Raw genomic sequence first — 17,531 nt, 5'->3', positions numbered from 1 at the left:
AATAGTACTTAATTCGAATATCAATCAATTGAGTATTAATACTTAGTTGATCAAATAAAAAAGCCCCAGTGGATTCGTGGTCCGAAAGGGGCTATAAGTAGAATAAGTAAAACTTAAACTTCTCAAAAGTATGAAAAAATTAATTGGCATCAAGTATCTGACCGCTCTTCTAATAGGAGGCTTGGCTTCAGGTAGTGCCTATGGCCAGTTTACTCTCTCGGCCGAAGTAAGACCCCGTACCGAATTTAGAAATGGTTTTAAAACTCCAACCTCAGATGGATTTGAACCAGCAGTGTTTACAGAACAAAGAAGTAGACTTTATGTAGACTACAAGCAAGACAAGTATCAGCTGAAGCTGGCTTTTCAGGACGTTAGATTCTGGGGGCAGACAGGCCAAATTTTTAAAAGTGAGCCGGGTGCTACTTTCTTAAGTGAAGCCTGGGGACAATTACAGCTTTCTCCGAAAGTAGGAATTAAGGCTGGTCGCCAAATTATTTCTTACGATAATCAGCGTTTTTTAGGAGGTCTTGAGTGGGCTCAGCAAGGTAGAAGACACGATGCTCTTTTGTTCAAAATTAATGATGCAGCCAGCAAGCTGAAATTAGACATCGGTTTCGCCTTTAACTCTGATCAGGATATTGCAGAGCCTGGTTTTTTACAAAGACCTGCTGCTAACTTCTACTCAGTAGGAGGAAACTACAAAACAATGCAGTATGCATGGTTACACAAGGATTTTGAAGCCGGAGCCTTCTCTTTACTTGCTTTGAATGATGGACGTCAGAATGCTGATTCTACCATGTCATTTAAGCAGACCTTTGGATTTATCGGTTCAAAAAATGTAGGCAAAGTGAAGCTGGCAGCTGATGTATATTATCAGACAGGTGAACTGTCAAAGAGAAAAGTTAATGCCTTATTGGCAGGTGTAAACGCTACTTTCAAAACGAAAGCTACGCCTATTACAATTGGTTATGAATATATCTCTGGTAAAGATGATTCAGATGCTTCTTCTACCATCACAAACTTCAGCCCTGATTTTGGTACCAACCACGCTCATAACGGTTTCATGGATTACTTCTTTGTAGGGCCAGCTAATGGTAATGTAGGTGTTCAGGATATATACCTTAAAACCAAGTTTAAGTTAGGTAAAGGTGCACTACTAGCACACGCACATGAATTCCTTACAGGATCAGAACAACTTACTGAATCTGGTGGTGTAATTGAAAAAGCGATGGGTACTGAGATAGACCTGGTTTATGTTCAGAAAATCGGAAAAGACGTAACACTGAACCTGGGCTTCTCTCAACTTTTTGGCACAGAAACACTAACAACATTAAGACCTGGAAACTCAAAGTCTAATAATTGGGCGTGGGCTATGATCACCTTTAAGCCTACACTATTTAGCTCTGACAAATAATTAAGAAAAAAATATAATTAGAAATACTCATGAAAAGAAAATATTTACAATGGTTTGCACCTGTTTTAGCTCTAGGCTTGTTTCTACAGTCTTGTGGCTCATCTGAGACCTCTGAGGGCGAAGAAGTAGCCGTAGCGGTAGGTGCTGAGATTGAAAAACCACAGCTTACTTTTGGCTTTATCAAGCTTACAGATATGGCACCTTTGGCCATTGCAAAAGAGCTTGGATATTTTGAAGATGAAGGCCTTTACGTAACTATTGAAGCACAGTCTAACTGGAAAAACGTTCTTGACCGTGTAATTGATGGCGAGCTAGATGGTTCACACATGTTGGCTGGTCAGCCAATTGCGGCTGGTGCTGGTTTTGGCCGTCAGGCAGAACTGGTAACTCCATTCTCAATGGACCTGAATGGTAACGGTATTACTGTTTCCAATGATGTATGGGCTAAAATGAAGCCAAATGTGCCTAAAGGTGCTGATGGTAAGCCTATTCACCCTATCAAAGCAGATGCTTTGAAGCCGGTAATTCAAGAGTATAAGAATGGCGGTAAGCCTTTCAAAATGGGTATGGTATTTCCGGTATCTACGCATAATTACGAGATCAGATATTGGTTAGCGGCAGCTGGTATTAACCCAGGTTTCTATACTGCTGATAATATTCAAGGTCAGATTGATGCTGATGTTCTTCTTTCTGTGACTCCTCCGCCACAAATGCCAGCTACACTTGAGGCAGGTACTATCTACGGTTATTGTGTAGGTGAGCCTTGGAATCAGCAGGCAGTGTTTAAAGGAATCGGTGTGCCGGTAACAACGAACTATGACGTCTGGAAGAACAACCCTGAGAAGGTTTTTGTAATGACAAAGAAATTTGTAGAAGAGAACCCAAATACAGCTAAGGCGGTAACTAAAGCCTTAATCAGAGCTGGTAAGTGGTTGGATGATCCAGCCAACAGACCACAAGCTGTAGGTATACTTTCAATGCCTGATTACGTAGGTGCTGACTCTGTAGTTATTGCAAACTCAATGACAGGTACGTTTGAGTTTGAGAAAGGTGATAAGCGTGAAATGCCTGATTTCAATGTATTCTACAAGTATAACGCTACATATCCATTCTACTCTGACGGAGTTTGGTTCCTTACTCAGATGAGAAGATGGGGACAGATTCCTGAAGAAAAGCCTAAAGAGTGGTACGATGAAACCATCAGAGACATTTACAGACCAGATGTATGGCTTAAAGCAGCAAATGAGCTGGTAGCCGAAGGGAAGATTCCTGCAGAAGATATTCCCGAAACAGATGGCTATAAGTCACCTACTGCTGACTTTATCGATGGCGTAACCTATGACGGTAAAGATCCGATAGGCTACCTAAGTAATTTCGCAATAGGTAATAAAGACTAGAATTTTTCCGGGCTCTTTGGCTTGCGAGTCAAAGAGCCTCTTTATCAAAAATAAACAAGTACTATCAATGAAAACGACAGCAACACTTAAAAAGCCGATTGATTTTTCATTCCTAAAGCCTGGATTTCTGAAAGGAAGTAAGTTAAAAGGGCTTCTGTTCACTATTGTATCTATCATCGCCTTTGTGGGTATCTGGCATTTAGGAGCCAGCTGGTTATACAATATTGAAGCAGATAGAAAGATCGAAAAGGCCATGACAGAGCAAGGGGCAGCGGCTGCAGAGAAGATGAAGGCATGTATTGCTTCTGGAGATGTTAGCTGTCAGCCAAATACCTTACCAACTCCCGTTCAGGTTTGGAGTGGTTTTAACGCCTTATGGGCAGATCACAAAGTAATTTCAGCGGATAAAAAAGCTTTCAATAAGAAGACTGCCAAAGTTAATGCCAGCAGAAAAGCCAAAGGTTTGGCTGCAATCAAGTACACAGGCCGTCCTTCATTTGTCGATCAGATCGGGACAAGCCTTAAGACAGTTCTAGCTGGTGTTCTTTTAGCTATTTTATTGGCAGTGCCTACGGGTATTGTCCTTGGATTGAGTGCTAAACTTAGAGATTCTATCAACTGGATCATCCAGATATTTAAGCCGGTTTCACCGGTAGTATGGCTTCTTCTTGTATTCATGATTGTGAAAACAGCTATCAGCAATGCTGACATGGATAAGTCCTTTATCATCTCATTTATCAGTGTGGGTCTGTGTTCTATGTGGGCTACTTTGGTGAATACTTCTGTGGGAGTTTCGTCTGTTGACAAAGATTACCTTAATGTAGCGAGTGTATTACAGCTGAGCACTGTCAAAAAAGTATTCAAGGTAATTCTGCCAGCTTCATTACCAATGATTTTTACAGGATTGAGAATTACTGTGTCTGTGGCCTGGATGGTACTGATTGCCATTGAGCTATTAGCACAAAGCCCTGGACTTGGTTCTTTCGTTTGGGAAGAGTTTCAAAATGGAGCCAATGATTCAAATGCTAAAATCATCGTAGCCATGTTTGTTATCGGTTTCATCGGCTTTGCTCTTGACAGAATCATGATGTATTTACAAACAGCAATGAGCTTTAAATAAGAAAAATATGTCAATATTAACACTTGATAACGTATCAAAATCCTACGGAACAGGGAGCCAGAAAGTTGACGTTCTCAGCAATATCAACCTGGAAGTAAAGGATGGAGAGTTTTTGGCCATTGTAGGTTTTTCAGGAAGTGGTAAAACTACACTAATGCAGATGCTGGCAGGTTTAATTATGCCAGACTCTGGTGAGATTACCTTCAAAGGCGAAAAGATTACCGGCCCGAGTGCAGAAAGAGGAATGATTTTTCAAAACTATTCCCTATTGCCATGGCTATCTGTTTATGATAATGTAGCTCTGTCTGTAAACTCTGTTTACAAAGAAAAAAGTAAGGTCATTAAAGACAGAATTATAAGAGAAAGTGTAGAGATGGTAAATCTCACACCTGCTATTAATAAGAAACCCAAAGAGTTATCTGGAGGTATGCGTCAAAGGGTTTCGGTAGCCCGTGCATTAGCAGTAGACCCTGAGCTTCTACTTATGGATGAGCCATTAAGTGCTCTTGATGCCCTAACCAGAGGAAACCTCCAGGATGAGATCTTGAACATCTGGAGTAAGAACAAAAGAACTGCTATTCTCATCACTAATGATGTAGATGAAGGTATTCTGATGGCAGATAGAATTATCCCGCTTGATCCGGGACCTAATGCCACATTCGGGCCAGAGTTTGTCATAGACATAGAAAGACCGAGAGACAAAACAGAAATGAATCATGATCCTAAGTTTAAAGAGATCAGAAACGATATCATTGAGTATTTAATGCAAATCGGAGAGGGACGCAAGTCTGATCTTACAGAAGAGTTTATTCTTCCGGAGATTCAGCCAATTGTAAAAGGGAATACATTAAAGAAAGTAGCTTAAACCAAAGGAGATATGGAAGCCTTAGAACTTACACCAGAGATTAAAGAAAGCCAGGTTGGCAACATGCTTGAAATCAACAAGCTTGTAAAAATTTACCCAACTCCAAAGGGCGAATATGTGGTATTGGATGGTCTTGACCTTCACATTAAGAATGAAGAAATAATCTCGGTTATTGGTCACTCAGGCTGTGGTAAAACTACCTTGTTATCAATGATTGCAGGTCTGAACCCTATCTCAGGAGGGGAGATCGTATTGAATGGTAGCCCAATTACCGGCCCGGGTCCAGATAGAGGTGTAATTTTCCAGGCTCCGAGTTTATTGCCATGGATGACTGCTCTTGAAAATGTGATGCTTGGTGTCAAAGAGGTCTTTCCACATGCTTCAAAATCAGAGAGACTAGATATTTGTAAATATTACTTATCAAAAGTAGGCTTAGCAGACTCATTTGATAAAAAGGCTACAGACCTTTCTCAGGGTATGCAGCAGAGAGTAGGTATAGCCAGAGCTTTTGCTCTTAAACCTAAAATGCTTCTTCTTGATGAGCCTTTTGGTATGTTAGACTCCCTTACCAGAGGCGAGCTTCAGGATGTACTTCTTGAGGTTTTGAATAAAGAAAAGATCACTGCCATGATTATTACTCATGACGTAGATGAGTCTATTTTTCTTGCAGACCGTGTCATCATGATGACCAGCGGGCCCAGAGCCACTATTGGTGATACTTTACAGGTAGAAATCCCTAAACCTAGAAACAGAAAAGAGGTTTTGGAGCACCCAAGGTATTATGATTATCGTGAATATTTAATTAACTTTCTCGAAGGACATTAGCATAGCCCTTTGGAAAAAGAAACACTGTACGATAAGATAGGAGGCGAAGAAACAGTAGATAAGGCAGTTACCATACTTTACGAGAAGGTTGCCGTAGATGATCTAATTTTTCCCTTCTTTGAAGGAATAGACACCGAAGCCCTTGCGGGTAAACTCAAACGATTTTTTATTCACATTTTTGGAGGTCCCGCAGAATATGATGCACAAGTCATCAGAGACATTCATATCAATGCCCGTCAAAAAGGCTTAAGTGAAGTGCACTTTATGGTATTTGCTGGGCACCTTATGTCAACATTTAAGGAGTTAAATGTGCCTCAGGAACTTATTTATGAGGTTATGGTAGTAGCAGCAGGGGCCCATGATAATGTCTTGGGTGTTAAAAAATCTGACTAGCTACCACTCCGCAATCACCGTCTGCCCCCCTACGGTTTTATCATTTATCTGGCAATGGATTTTGGCATCAAGAGGCAGATAAATATCTATACGAGACCCGAACATGATGAAGCCAAACTCTTTCCCTTGTTCTACATTCTGACCCTTTTCTACATACCAGCATAAGCGGCGAGCCATAGCTCCTGCCACCTGTCTAAAAAGTACTTCTTTGCCATTTTCATGCTCTACGACTATTGAGATAATTTAAAGCTTTAACACTTTGCGACTGATTTTTTGATCTTCCTTCAAAAAGTTCAAATGATAAATTCCTGAAGGTATCTGCCTTATGTCAATTTTTGTGTAATCCTTACTGAGTTCGACTTTTGGCTTTAAAACTTTCCCTTGGGAATTGATTAAGTTAATGGCTTCTAAATTTGTATGATTAATAAGTATAAATGAAGAACTCGGGTTCGGATAAACTAAGACTTGATCATCTTCTTCACTAGCTAAAACGAGCACTTTTACATCAGCCGAACCGCTAAATTGGCCCTCGCCACAGATATCAGAAAGAGTTGCTATGGTAAATGTTTCGCTTTGAGTAGGAATGAAATGGTATTGATATTGAGCCTGCTCAGTATTTAGTATTGTACCATCGGATAACACTATTTCCCAAGGTCCGGCATTTCCATTGATTGAAATATCTAAAGTTGCCGAATCTCCATAACTCACTTCCTGATTCCCAAAAATTGACCCTTCCGAAATTTCGGCCTTCTCTATAAGAATAGTATCAGAGTATGTAATACACTCTCCTGAGGCGATAGTGGAGTAATACATACCGGCTGAGTTAACGGTATAGGTTGTGGTGTTTATGTCACTTTGAAGCTGACCATCTTTATACCATTGAAAAGAAACTATTCTTGGATCCTCAATTGAGATGTCTATGTTTGAGTCTAAGCATAAGATTGTGCTTTCAGCCCGTAATTTATTCTCTATTTCTTTTGTAACAGTAAAGAGGTTTGAAGTGCTTTTGCAATTTCCTTTTTCGAAAACAGCTTGATAAACTGCCGGATGGTCTACTACGAATTCTGACTCTACTGAGTCAATTAATTCTAAGCCGTCTCTGAAAACTGTATAGTTGACTCCTTCACTCACAGGAAAGATGTTAATTTGGGCTATAGAGCCCGGACAAAATAATGAGTCTCCTGAAATTGAAATCTCTTCAGGATAAGACAAATTTTGAACGTTAATTGGTTCTAGGCTATACAGGCAGCCATTCTCATTTAGAATTGGAGTATATGTGCCTGTAGATGTTACTTCAAGGCGGTTAGATGAATTAATGCTAATAACATTGTCATTAACGGCCCATATAAGATTCACGTCCTCGTCATTGGCGGGTTCTAGTTCCAATAGATCTCCATTACATAAGTATTGGACATGATCACTAAAGAATATTTTCTCAGGTTCTTGTTTATTTATTACAATCTTATTAGAAGTCATTTCGCAGTTTGCCAAAGAAAGATTCAAATGATATGTACCAGCAACCTGAGGAGTAAAAGATGTGCTACCAACAGAAACGAGCTCATCGTTGAGATACCAGTAAAAATCTTTAATATCTGAGTTTAACTCGTCATTCAGACTTAAATAAAGTCCGCCTGCAAAGCAGTCTTCAAAGCTATATGGAGATTCTTTATATGCTGTTTCAATTTGAACACCTTGTTTCCCAATAACATTAAATAAGTACTTCCGGTTAAAGGATCCCTTGATAATCACAAAGGCTTCATAAATTCCGGCATCTTCAACAACTAACTCACTTAACTTGTTATCTAGAGTTACACCATCTTTTTTCCAGATTATATCTACTTTTCTCGATTCTGTCACTTTCAGTATTGTTGCCAAATTATTGCAACCTAAGCTATAACTCTGGGTACTGATAACTACAAAATCAGAATCTGGGGTAGTTGTATCGGGCGGAATTACTTCAAGATTAATGGTGTCCGTAGCTATAATACATGAAGCTGAGGAGTCGATCATTATTACCTCACCAAACGCATAATATGAACCTTCTTTCGACGGGTAAATATGACTATCAATATAATTTGGACTTCTGTTATGCCTATACTCATTTGGATCAACAAATACTGAGTCATTCCGGTACCAATTCAAAACTTCTGAAGACTGAAACGTGCTATTATTAGTTTCATTGATAGTATAGAAATTTAGGTCGGCATTACTTCCATGTGTTAAGGGGTTAGGACTATAAATCTCGATACTTGTTTTAAGAGTATCCTTTAGCTCAATGGAGAAGGAGTCGTAGATATAAGTGCAATTGCCATTTTGGGAAGATGCTCTATATGTTCCACTCAAATCAAATTTTTCTCGAGGCTTATGACGGTCTTCGATTAAGGAATCATTCCGATACCACTTTATTTTTTTTGCAGGGAGGTTAATGTCCTCTTTGAATGCAATTGAGACGGAGCCACCTGTACAAACCTCTTTGTGTAACTTGCCTAAATTTTCGTAATAATTTTCATGAGGAGAGTGATAAATCGGAGCCTGACGAAACGGACTACTTTTAAAAGTAAATGGCAGAGAAGCAGTCTCGCAATCACCATAGCTGGCTATTGCTTTGTAAACTCCATCTTCTATAACATTGAGGTTGATAGATGTTTCTCCTTCAAGGATGTTACCATCTTTTTCCCATCGATATAAATAGCCCGCATTCTCATAGTGATTATCAATTTTTAAGATGTTTTCGCCAGTGTGGCAGTATTCATGTAAATTTTGACTTATAACAGGGGTTCTCAATTTCTTTTCCTCTTTTACTCGAATCGGCATTGAAAATACATTTTTACAAACCCTGGCATTATTGGCAGAGGACACGTAGAATTCTCCAGGCACTTTTGTTAATAAGTACGGGGCCAACGTTTGAGCAAAAAACTCCCCATCCCTAAACCATTGAAAAGGGCCACTTATTTTCTGTGTTAATTCAACAAGAGTTGAGTCACATTTGGGTGTGGTGGTGAGGCTATTCCCAAATACTACGGAGAAAGAGGAAGAATAGCTTCTCCAATAAGCAAGTTTTGCACTTCGGGGAACAACCTCAAAATAAAAAGATGTTTGGCGGTTAAGTTCCAAGTACTTTTCAAGAGAGTATTTGAAGAATGCTGAATCGTTCCTTACCGTCCCACGAATGGAGTCTTTACTCTGCTGAAACCGAATATTTATGTCAAAATCAGAATCTGTGATACCTTCGGGTATTAAAATCGGGATACCAATTTCCTCCTCAACACAATAGGTAGAATAAGTATTGGCAACCTTTAATCTTACAATAGGAACATTACTTGATTTTAATGATAAGCTCACCTTTTTTTCAAGAGTACAGCCATAGTAACTATGCCCTTTCAATGTGTAGTCTCCAACCATTGAACTTTCAAAGTATACGGGAGTAGATTGACTTATCTCTCCTTGTTGATTTATGTACCACGAACCAATAAACTGGTCATTTGAATACAGCTCAAAATCTTGGGGAGTCTCAGTCGAATCCGTTAATGAAGGTACAGTTATATCCAAAGAAAGGTACTCTCCTTCCGAAAACTCTTGGTTTTCAGGAATATAAAATAAAATAGGGTCTTGAATATCAATCTCTTCCTTTGCCTCATATAAACAACCCATGTGACTACGAGAGTTAAATGAGTAAGTACCACTTTGTGCAGTAGCACTATTTAACTGTTCAATACTATTGAAAACTAAGCCATTTGGAGATATCAGATTTTCAAAGCTACCTTTGGTGGTATCTATTTCTATTTCCAATTTATCCCCTCTGCATAGTTCAGAATTTATACTAAATGGAATGCCAGCTATATTCTCTGCTGCTTCATATAAACAGTTATTTTCAGAAACCATGATTGAGTAAACGCCTGGTTCTGAAATATTTAGTTGAATTTTGTTTTTAGAGCCATCAATATATGAACCATCAAGGAACCAATGGTAATCTTTATTCAGCCTTGATCCATTGGGGTCAATTTGTAAAGTGCCACCAGATTCTAGATTACACTGCTCATCTATTTTCCATGATTCTTTTTTTAGGTTTCTTATTGTTATTGTGTCGGAGAACGTTTTACAAGATTCATCACCATTTTCTTCCTCCACCCAATAATTTCCAGGTTTATCAATACTTATTGTAAAAAATTCTCCCTTATAAATTTGCTCACCGTCCTTATACCACTTGTAGATTTTATTAATATCATAACTTTCTAAAGTTAATGTATGAAACTCTCCCGGGCAGAGATCAACAGAATTTCTCCCCTTTATTTTTAGTAAAGGTTCTGTTCCGTCACCTTTAAATTCAAATTCATCGGAAGTTCCAAAACAAGTACCGTCGTCATATCTGAATTGATATTTACCGGGGGTTAGAGTAGACAAATAGTAATTTGTTAAAAGAAGTTTATTGTCTTTAAAAATAGTCAGATTTGGATTCCCATAGAGATATGTATCTCTGCTAAGAAAAAACAAACTTGTACGGCAGCCCTGACCTCCAAAGTTGTAATTGAGGTAATCGTAAGTATCAATATCAAATTGCCCTTGTTCAATAATTCTTATCGTATCCTTGACAACACAATTACCGTAGCCTGCACTAAAGTAATAGTTTCCGGGGCCCACTTTTATACTTGGGTTGTATGTGGGGTATTCATTTCCTTTATCATCGGTAATTGACTCAAAAGACGAGTTTGAAGAACCATACAAACCAAATTCACTATTTAAACCCGGACATGAAACAATTGTTTTCTGGTCATGATCATATCCGACCACATAAAAGTCATGGTTTGGGGTAAATCCCTTTTTCACCTCTAAAGGAAAGCTTTCCCTCGCTTCACATTGATCTACCTTGACCTCAACAGAATAAGAACCAGGCATATTTGTATACAAATATTTCTCTAATTCATCCTCAATAATTTCTCCGTCTCTTCTCCATCTATACACTACTTTATTGGCCAATAGAGAGTAATTGAGAATTCTGGCGTTCAAGGATGCCGAACCAGAGCTTTCACAAATAACCGGATTATCATAATTGCTAGTTACGGTTGGTTGAAATGCTTCTTTTTCAATGAGTCTGATAATACCAGAATTATATTGGCAACCATCTTTGTCTAAAATGAAATAATACTCTCCTCCCTCTGTAACCTTTATTGAAAAGTCATTATAGCTAAGAAGAATTCCATTTCTATACCAATCCAATTTGTCGTTTTGTGCTAATACAATTGAAGTGGTATCAATACCTAGTTCTACTTCGCTGCCTGAACAAAAATATCCTGTTGACTGATATGAATTGGAGCTGTGAGTAATTTCCGAATTTTTGGACCGAGCGTAAAGTATAGGCTTGTATAAGCAGTTTGGATCATCTACCGCGACATTTTTCTCATATCTGGTTTTACACCCGAATCGATCAACTATTTCAAGTGAATAGATTCCTAAATTATCAATTGTGAAATTATACACCTTGGGGCTAATCTCCGTACTTCTAAAGTTTTCAGGTCCGGACCAAAAATAATTTGCCGTTGGTTCATAATAATTAGGACTTAGATGGATATCCCTACCAATAAATGAGTTGTTAATATTAGTCAAGCCTCTTTCAATATTGCTGCTACCTACTACAGTAGCTACTTTAATAACCTGCCCATTATCAATTTTCACTGAGTACTCTCCACTATTCTTTTCATTTGGACTCAAAATGAGAGGGTTCTGCTCTAAACTTGTGAACCCATTGGGGCCTGACCATTCGTAGTTACTACCACCTTCAGCATATAACTTTAAAGTATCTGAACCATCACTACAAACAGGAGAGTTTGAATAGGCACTTTGAGCAAAAGACTGTTGTCCAATAAAAAGTAAAGTGTAGAAAAGAATTTTTTTCATAAAAAGTATAGTGTGTATTTAAAATAGAAAGGCTGCTTTTGACTACCACTCAGCAATCACCGTCTGCCCCCCAACGGTTTTATCATCTATCTGGCAGTGGATTTTGGCATCAAGAGGTAGATAAATATCTATACGAGACCCGAACTTGATAAAGCCGAACTCTTTTCCTTGTTCTACATTCTGCCCTTTTTCTACATACCAGCATAAGCGGCGAGCCATAGCACCTGCCACCTGTCTGAAAAGTACTTCTTTGCCATTTTCATGCTCTACTACGATCGTACTTCTTTCGTTATCCGTACTTGATTTTGGATGCCATGCTACCAGGTATTTGCCCGGGTGGTATTTGAAGTATTTGACAATGCCCGAGATTGGGTTGAAATTAATATGGACATTCAACGGAGACATGAAAATACTGATTTGCCTTCTAGGTCCATTGAAATATTCCGTTTCAGTCGTTTCTTCAATAACCACAACTTTGCCATCCGCAGGGGCTAAAATTTGATTTGGGTTTTGAGTCAGAGGTCTTGAGGGCTTTCTGAAAAACTGGAGAACCAGCCCCATAATCACCAATGAAGCAAAAAGCCACAAACCGTGAATGAGGTCATTCTCCGGTAAAAAGTATCTTAAAATAGCATAAACGGCCAGGACACCGGCCAGAGCAATAAGTAAAGTTGCTTTTCCTTCCTTATGAAGCGTCATATCAATTCATTGTGATTCAGTAGCAAATATAAGAGTGCCGAAACGATTTACACGAACCTGTAAGAAAATGGCGTTATTTGTGCAGTACTTTCCAATAAGACCTTAAAACACCCTTATGATTCTTAATACTCGTTTTTGGAAGAACTGGCCCACACTATCAAAGGCTTTGTTTTTCGTATTCTCGGGTTTCTGCCTATTCCTCTCAGCACTTTTACTCTTCTGGCATTTCAATGGATATGATAACGTACTCAGCTGGGATGTGGCCACAGAGCTACTCAAGAAAGACATTGCAGTAGAAGCTTTTGTAGAAAAAGGTCTGAGGTTTACCAATAACGAGATCGTGTATTATGTCAAAGAATGGTTTATCCCTTCAGCTCAGCATATTTCGGACTTTCCGGTGCTTTTACTTCTCTTTTGCTCATCTGTGGGCTTGGCATTGATGAGCTCTGCTCTTTCGTCAGAAAACACGCTTTGGCTTCTCCCGGCTATCATTTTAACGGCTCTTTTTCTGTTAACTGGTCGCATGGAAATCATTTTAGGTCAAACAGAAAGTCTGGCATTTTTAGTATCTTTTGCCATCATAGGCGGGTTTTTATTCCTGTTTAATTCATTCATAAAGGCCGCTTCTTTTTGGTTACGTTTTGTGGTGATCCTTGTATCACTGATTATACTTTTCTTATGCCTTAATGCTGCTTCGGTGGTGGATGAGCCTCTTTTGGCTTTCGCCCAGTATGGTCTCATTTTTCCACTTGCTGTCTTTGCTACATTCGTTTTCATGGTCGGTCATGAGGCTATTGCCATTATCGTCTACGCAGCCAGTTCTGGTACTGAAAAAGGCAAAAACTCTTTAGGCACCTACTTAATGTTATCTGTTTTTTATTTGCTCAATTGCCTTTTAATCTATTTGGAAAACGGAAAGTATATTGAGGCTAGCAGTTATATTATAAGCCCTGTTTGGTTGTTTATTTTCTCCACCGTAGCTGGGCTATGGGGCTTCAGAAAGCAGTCGGAGGAACTTGGCTGGTTTAGCTTTCAAAAAACAGGTGTCTGGCTTTATTTGGGAGCTGCACTTGTCTCTACAGCTATACTAGGATTTGCCTTTTCTACGGGTAATGATCCTCTTTTTGAGTTACTCATCGATTATACAGCCATTTGTCATCTGATCTTGGGGCTGGCATTTTTCATACATGTCATCATCAATTTTATTGCTCTTTTCAGACAAGGGTTGAACGTTCATTTGGTGCTTTACAAGCCTAAATTCAATCGTTTGATTTTGACCAAAGTAGCAGCAGTGGCGGCGGTGGCCTTTTTGTTGATTCAAAAAAACATTTATAGCTATTCCCAGCTTAAGGCTGGTTTGGCGAATGCCATCGGGGATTATTATCAGGCAGAAGGCGAGCTTACGGCTGCCGAGACTTTTTATAAGGAGTCTGTCATGAATGACCTGTATAATCACAAAGCTAATTATGCACTTGCTCAGATGGCTTATCAGGTGGGAGACCAGGTAACTGCTTCTTATTATTATAAACGAGCTCTTCAAAAGAACCCTACTGAATATACTTACGCGGCTTTGAGTCAAAATCTTGAAGCTGAAGATCTCTATTTTGAGTCTTTATTTAATTTAAGAGAAGGCTTAAAAGCTTACCCCAAAAGTGCCCGATTAATGACCAACATGGCACATACACTGGAAAAGGCAAATGCCCGAGACAGCGTTTATATTTACCTTAATAAGGCCCTGGCTCTTTGTTCAGACTGTGCTTTGCAAAACACCAATTTACAAGCTTTCTGGATAGAGAATGCTCTCCCCGCAAAGCTAGATTCGGTCACCAGAGCTTTTAAAGATGAAGGAGAAAGTAATTTGGCTAACCAACTGGCCATCGCCAGAATGACAGGTAATATACCTGTAAACTTGCCTGAAGTTTATGAAGGTGTATCGCCTAACTCGGCTCAGTTTGCGTCATTTTATAACAGAGCCATGCTGCCTTCAGAGATTATTCAAAAACCAGACTCTGTATGGAGTTCGCTGGTTGAGAATAGTGTGGGTGCGGGTTTGAATAATGACGTTTTGCTGGCAAAAGCTTATCAGTCTTATAAATCAAATGAAAAGATCTCTGCTTTAAAGCAAATGACTTATTTGGCACAAGATAGCTCAGAAACCGGAATGAGGAATCGGAGAACATTGGGTTTGTGGTATCTCAAAGAAGGCTTATACCAAAGAGCCGTCAATAATCTAGAGGCCTCGGGAGATGAGAGTTCTGTGGAGGTTTTAGAAGAAAACAATTTTAGGAGCCACCTTCTATCATCCCAGCTTCAGCAGGCAGGAGAACTTCATCAGTTAGAGTTGAGCATGGAGACCTATCAGGATATTCTAAAAAAGGCACCTCTAAATGGTTTTTTGGTGAAGGATATTGCCTCGTTTTTAGAGGAGAAAGGAGAGCTCAATCAGGCTTACCAAGTGGTTTTTGATGCTCTGGAGTTTAATGAAAGCTCGGTAGTTCTGTGGCAAAAATATGTTCTGCTCGCAGTCAAAAATGGAGTGAATGACTACGCTATTAATGGTCTGGATAAGTTGGAAGCTTTACTTCCGGATGATGAGTTTGCGAAGTTTTATGAGCAATATGAGCAAGCCAAAAAAGACTTTGAAGCTGGTTTTGAACCGCTCTAATTGTTCAATAAGTTCAACAATATTTTGAAAAATTGCTCAAACGATTGAGCAAAAATTGGAAAAAGTGTTCAATGCATCGAGTAAAATGCCGCTTTTCAAAACATATTAACCACTCAAATTTTTTCAAAACCACCTATCCGCCTATGGAGGCATTAATAAAAAAGCAATTTGCGAAGCCACACTAAGGCATACCTTTGTATCTAGTCAAAAACAGCCGACGCATGAAAATCATTGAAACCAACGATATAGCTAAACGATACGTAATGGGTACCGAGGTAGTAGATGCCTTGAAAACCATTTCTATCACCATTAATAAAGGTGAATACGTGGCGTTTATGGGGCCTTCTGGCTCGGGTAAATCTACTTTGATGAATATAATCGGCTGTCTGGATTCGCCTACTGGAGGGAATTACATTCTCAATGGAAAAGACGTCTCTGATATGACCGAAGCTGAGTTAGCCGAGATCAGAAATAAAGAGATTGGTTTTGTGTTTCAGACCTTTAACCTCTTGCCAAGGATTTCATCTAGAGATAATGTAGCATTGCCACTTATATATGCTGGCTATAGCAAATCTGAACGTTCTGAAAAAGCCCAGAAAATTCTGGAAAGTGTAGGCTTGGGAGACCGTTCTTCTCACAGACCGAACGAACTTTCGGGTGGTCAGCGTCAGCGTGTTGCCGTAGCCCGTGCCTTGGTAAATGATCCGTCGATTCTTCTGGCTGATGAGCCTACAGGTAATCTTGATACCAAAACTTCATATGAGATTATGGAGCTTTTTGAGAATATTCATGCCGGAGGCAATACCATCATTATGGTAACGCACGAGGAAGACATTGCTCAGTATGCCCACCGAATTATCAGACTTCGTGACGGCCTAATAGAGTCTGATATCATCAATCCAAATCCTACGAACCCTCGGGAAATGGCTGCCAAGCTGGCGGCTGAGAAGTCTGAGTAGTTCATTTTAGGTTCATTTCCGTTTCGGACAAACATTTTATTGCTCTATTGCGTTTATTTGGTGTCAGAGAATAGTTCTCTGAATAATAACACCTAAAACTATTTTACTAGAGCGATGAAAAATCTATTATTTCTAGCAGCTTTCTTGTTCACAGGATCTATGGTAATGGCTCAAAAGCCTGCCAGCCCGAAGAAAAATGTAGAAGGCGAAAATGTATCAGTAACATACAGTGCACCTTCTAAAAAGGGCAGAGAGATTTTTGGAGGATTGGTTCCTTACGGCAAAATCTGGAGAACAGGAGCCAATAATGCCACAGAATTAACCCTTGAAAAAGATGGAAAAGTAGGAGGCGTAGATGTAAAGGCCGGAACGTACTCTTTATTTACTATTCCTCAGGAAGATGGCAACTGGACAGTTATTCTGAACCCAACTTTAGAGCAGTGGGGAGCTTATGGCTATGAAAAGATTAAAGATGCTGATCTACCACATATTTCTGCTAAGGCTAGCTCTACTAACGGTACAGTAGAGTTATTCAGCATTTATTTTGAAGGAAGCGACATGGTGATCGCCTGGGATGATACAAAAGTAATGGTGCCTATAACATTCTAGACACCAAAACTTCAAACATAAAAAAGCCCTCTGCCATATTATGGCACAGGGCTTTTCTCTTTTCTAGTAAAACGTAACCTGCTGTACGGGATCAGGTCGGCTAATCTCCAGCTCATGAATGGTACTCTCTGTACCATTGCTTACCTCCATTTGGTAAGAGCCACTAGGCAGATTGTTCACATTAAAAGGGATCATTCCTTTTTCGGTCTTTTTATCGACGGTGGTAAACCCTAGTTCAACTCCATTTTCATCCTGAAATGAAATTCTGAGCTTGGTATTAGAGTCTTTTTCTACAAATGTTTTGATGATTCCGTTATGGTGATCAAAATACATTCCTACGTCAAAAGACTTTACCTTTTTAGGATCTTCATGTTCTTTGGCAAAACCGGTTGAGATGGTCATTGCGGCTAAAAGAGCGATTGCGATTGTTTTTACTTGCTTTTTCATAATTGTAATAGTTTAATAAATGTTTGTAAGTAATAGAATAAATGAAAGGCTTCTGATTTCCTTTACGTTTCAAAGGTCACTTTTCTATAGTACTATGCAATACATAATAGTATGTATGGCAAATAAACTTGTTGAGCGGTAACCTTTTTGTCAAGTACGTCAATGAGCCTTAAATCAATTGTTTAATTGATGACCATTTAACGGGAGAGGTTGCGTAAAGGGTATTACAGATATGTTAAATGAAGT

General features: G+C 39.2%; 13 protein-coding genes. 9 read left to right on the top strand and 4 right to left on the bottom strand.

Annotation, left to right across the window (positions count from 1 at the left end; translation table 11 throughout):
• Nucleotides 1-130 precede the first annotated feature (130 nt).
• The 6 genes from ACUXV0_RS11300 to ACUXV0_RS11275 all read left to right on the top strand — a co-directional run bounded on the left by ACUXV0_RS11300 (nucleotide 131) and on the right by ACUXV0_RS11275 (nucleotide 6,014).
• Complete coding sequence (locus tag ACUXV0_RS11300) at nucleotides 131-1,414, top strand: alginate export family protein (protein ID WP_446189657.1); 1,284 nt, start codon at nucleotides 131-133, stop codon at nucleotides 1,412-1,414.
• Between the two features lie 29 nt (nucleotides 1,415-1,443).
• Nucleotides 1,444-2,811: a CmpA/NrtA family ABC transporter substrate-binding protein gene (locus ACUXV0_RS11295; RefSeq protein WP_446189656.1), complete on the top strand. Its 1,368-nt coding sequence runs from the start codon at nucleotides 1,444-1,446 to the stop codon at nucleotides 2,809-2,811.
• Between the two features lie 67 nt (nucleotides 2,812-2,878).
• Entirely contained in the window at nucleotides 2,879-3,931 is a 1,053-nt protein-coding gene (locus ACUXV0_RS11290) for an ABC transporter permease (RefSeq protein WP_446189655.1), read from the top strand.
• 7 nt (nucleotides 3,932-3,938) lie between these two features.
• Nucleotides 3,939-4,796, top strand: a complete 858-nt coding sequence (locus tag ACUXV0_RS11285; protein WP_446189654.1) for an ABC transporter ATP-binding protein — start codon at nucleotides 3,939-3,941, stop codon at nucleotides 4,794-4,796.
• 12 nt (nucleotides 4,797-4,808) lie between these two features.
• Complete coding sequence (locus ACUXV0_RS11280; protein ID WP_446189653.1) at nucleotides 4,809-5,621, top strand: ABC transporter ATP-binding protein; 813 nt, start codon at nucleotides 4,809-4,811, stop codon at nucleotides 5,619-5,621.
• A 9-nt stretch (nucleotides 5,622-5,630) separates the two neighbouring features.
• A complete protein-coding gene (locus ACUXV0_RS11275; RefSeq protein WP_446189652.1) occupies nucleotides 5,631-6,014 on the top strand; it encodes a group I truncated hemoglobin in 384 nt (127 codons plus the stop codon).
• Here ACUXV0_RS11275 and ACUXV0_RS11270 read toward each other — a convergent pair whose 3' ends face one another.
• From ACUXV0_RS11270 to ACUXV0_RS11260, 3 genes are read right to left on the bottom strand one after another with little or no spacing between them, the layout of a single operon-like run.
• Entirely contained in the window at nucleotides 6,015-6,248 is a 234-nt protein-coding gene (locus ACUXV0_RS11270) for a phosphatidylserine decarboxylase (RefSeq protein ID WP_446192812.1), read from the bottom strand.
• Between the two features lie 9 nt (nucleotides 6,249-6,257).
• Entirely contained in the window at nucleotides 6,258-11,906 is a 5,649-nt protein-coding gene (locus ACUXV0_RS11265) for a T9SS type A sorting domain-containing protein (protein ID WP_446189651.1), read from the bottom strand.
• A gap of 42 nt (nucleotides 11,907-11,948) precedes the next feature.
• Complete coding sequence (locus ACUXV0_RS11260) at nucleotides 11,949-12,605, bottom strand: phosphatidylserine decarboxylase family protein (protein ID WP_446189650.1); 657 nt, start codon at nucleotides 12,603-12,605, stop codon at nucleotides 11,949-11,951.
• 115 nt (nucleotides 12,606-12,720) lie between these two features.
• Between ACUXV0_RS11260 and ACUXV0_RS11255 the strand changes: the two genes are divergently transcribed.
• From ACUXV0_RS11255 to ACUXV0_RS11245, 3 genes are all read left to right on the top strand, one after another.
• Nucleotides 12,721-15,270, top strand: coding sequence for a hypothetical protein (locus ACUXV0_RS11255; protein WP_446189649.1), 2,550 nt, complete (start codon nucleotides 12,721-12,723; stop codon nucleotides 15,268-15,270).
• Nucleotides 15,271-15,491: 221 nt separating this feature from the next.
• Nucleotides 15,492-16,229: an ABC transporter ATP-binding protein gene (locus ACUXV0_RS11250; RefSeq protein WP_446189648.1), complete on the top strand. Its 738-nt coding sequence runs from the start codon at nucleotides 15,492-15,494 to the stop codon at nucleotides 16,227-16,229.
• Nucleotides 16,230-16,343: 114 nt separating this feature from the next.
• Complete coding sequence (locus ACUXV0_RS11245) at nucleotides 16,344-16,838, top strand: DUF2911 domain-containing protein (RefSeq protein ID WP_446189647.1); 495 nt, start codon at nucleotides 16,344-16,346, stop codon at nucleotides 16,836-16,838.
• Nucleotides 16,839-16,901: 63 nt separating this feature from the next.
• On the opposite strand, the gene ACUXV0_RS11240 is transcribed toward ACUXV0_RS11245, so the two are convergent.
• A complete protein-coding gene (locus ACUXV0_RS11240; RefSeq protein WP_446189646.1) occupies nucleotides 16,902-17,285 on the bottom strand; it encodes a hypothetical protein in 384 nt (127 codons plus the stop codon).
• Nucleotides 17,286-17,531: the final 246 nt, after the last annotated feature.

The organism is Jiulongibacter sp. NS-SX5, assembly GCF_052828545.1.
Note: the sequence above shows the minus strand (reverse complement) of the source record. Positions and strands in the feature narration are given on the sequence as shown.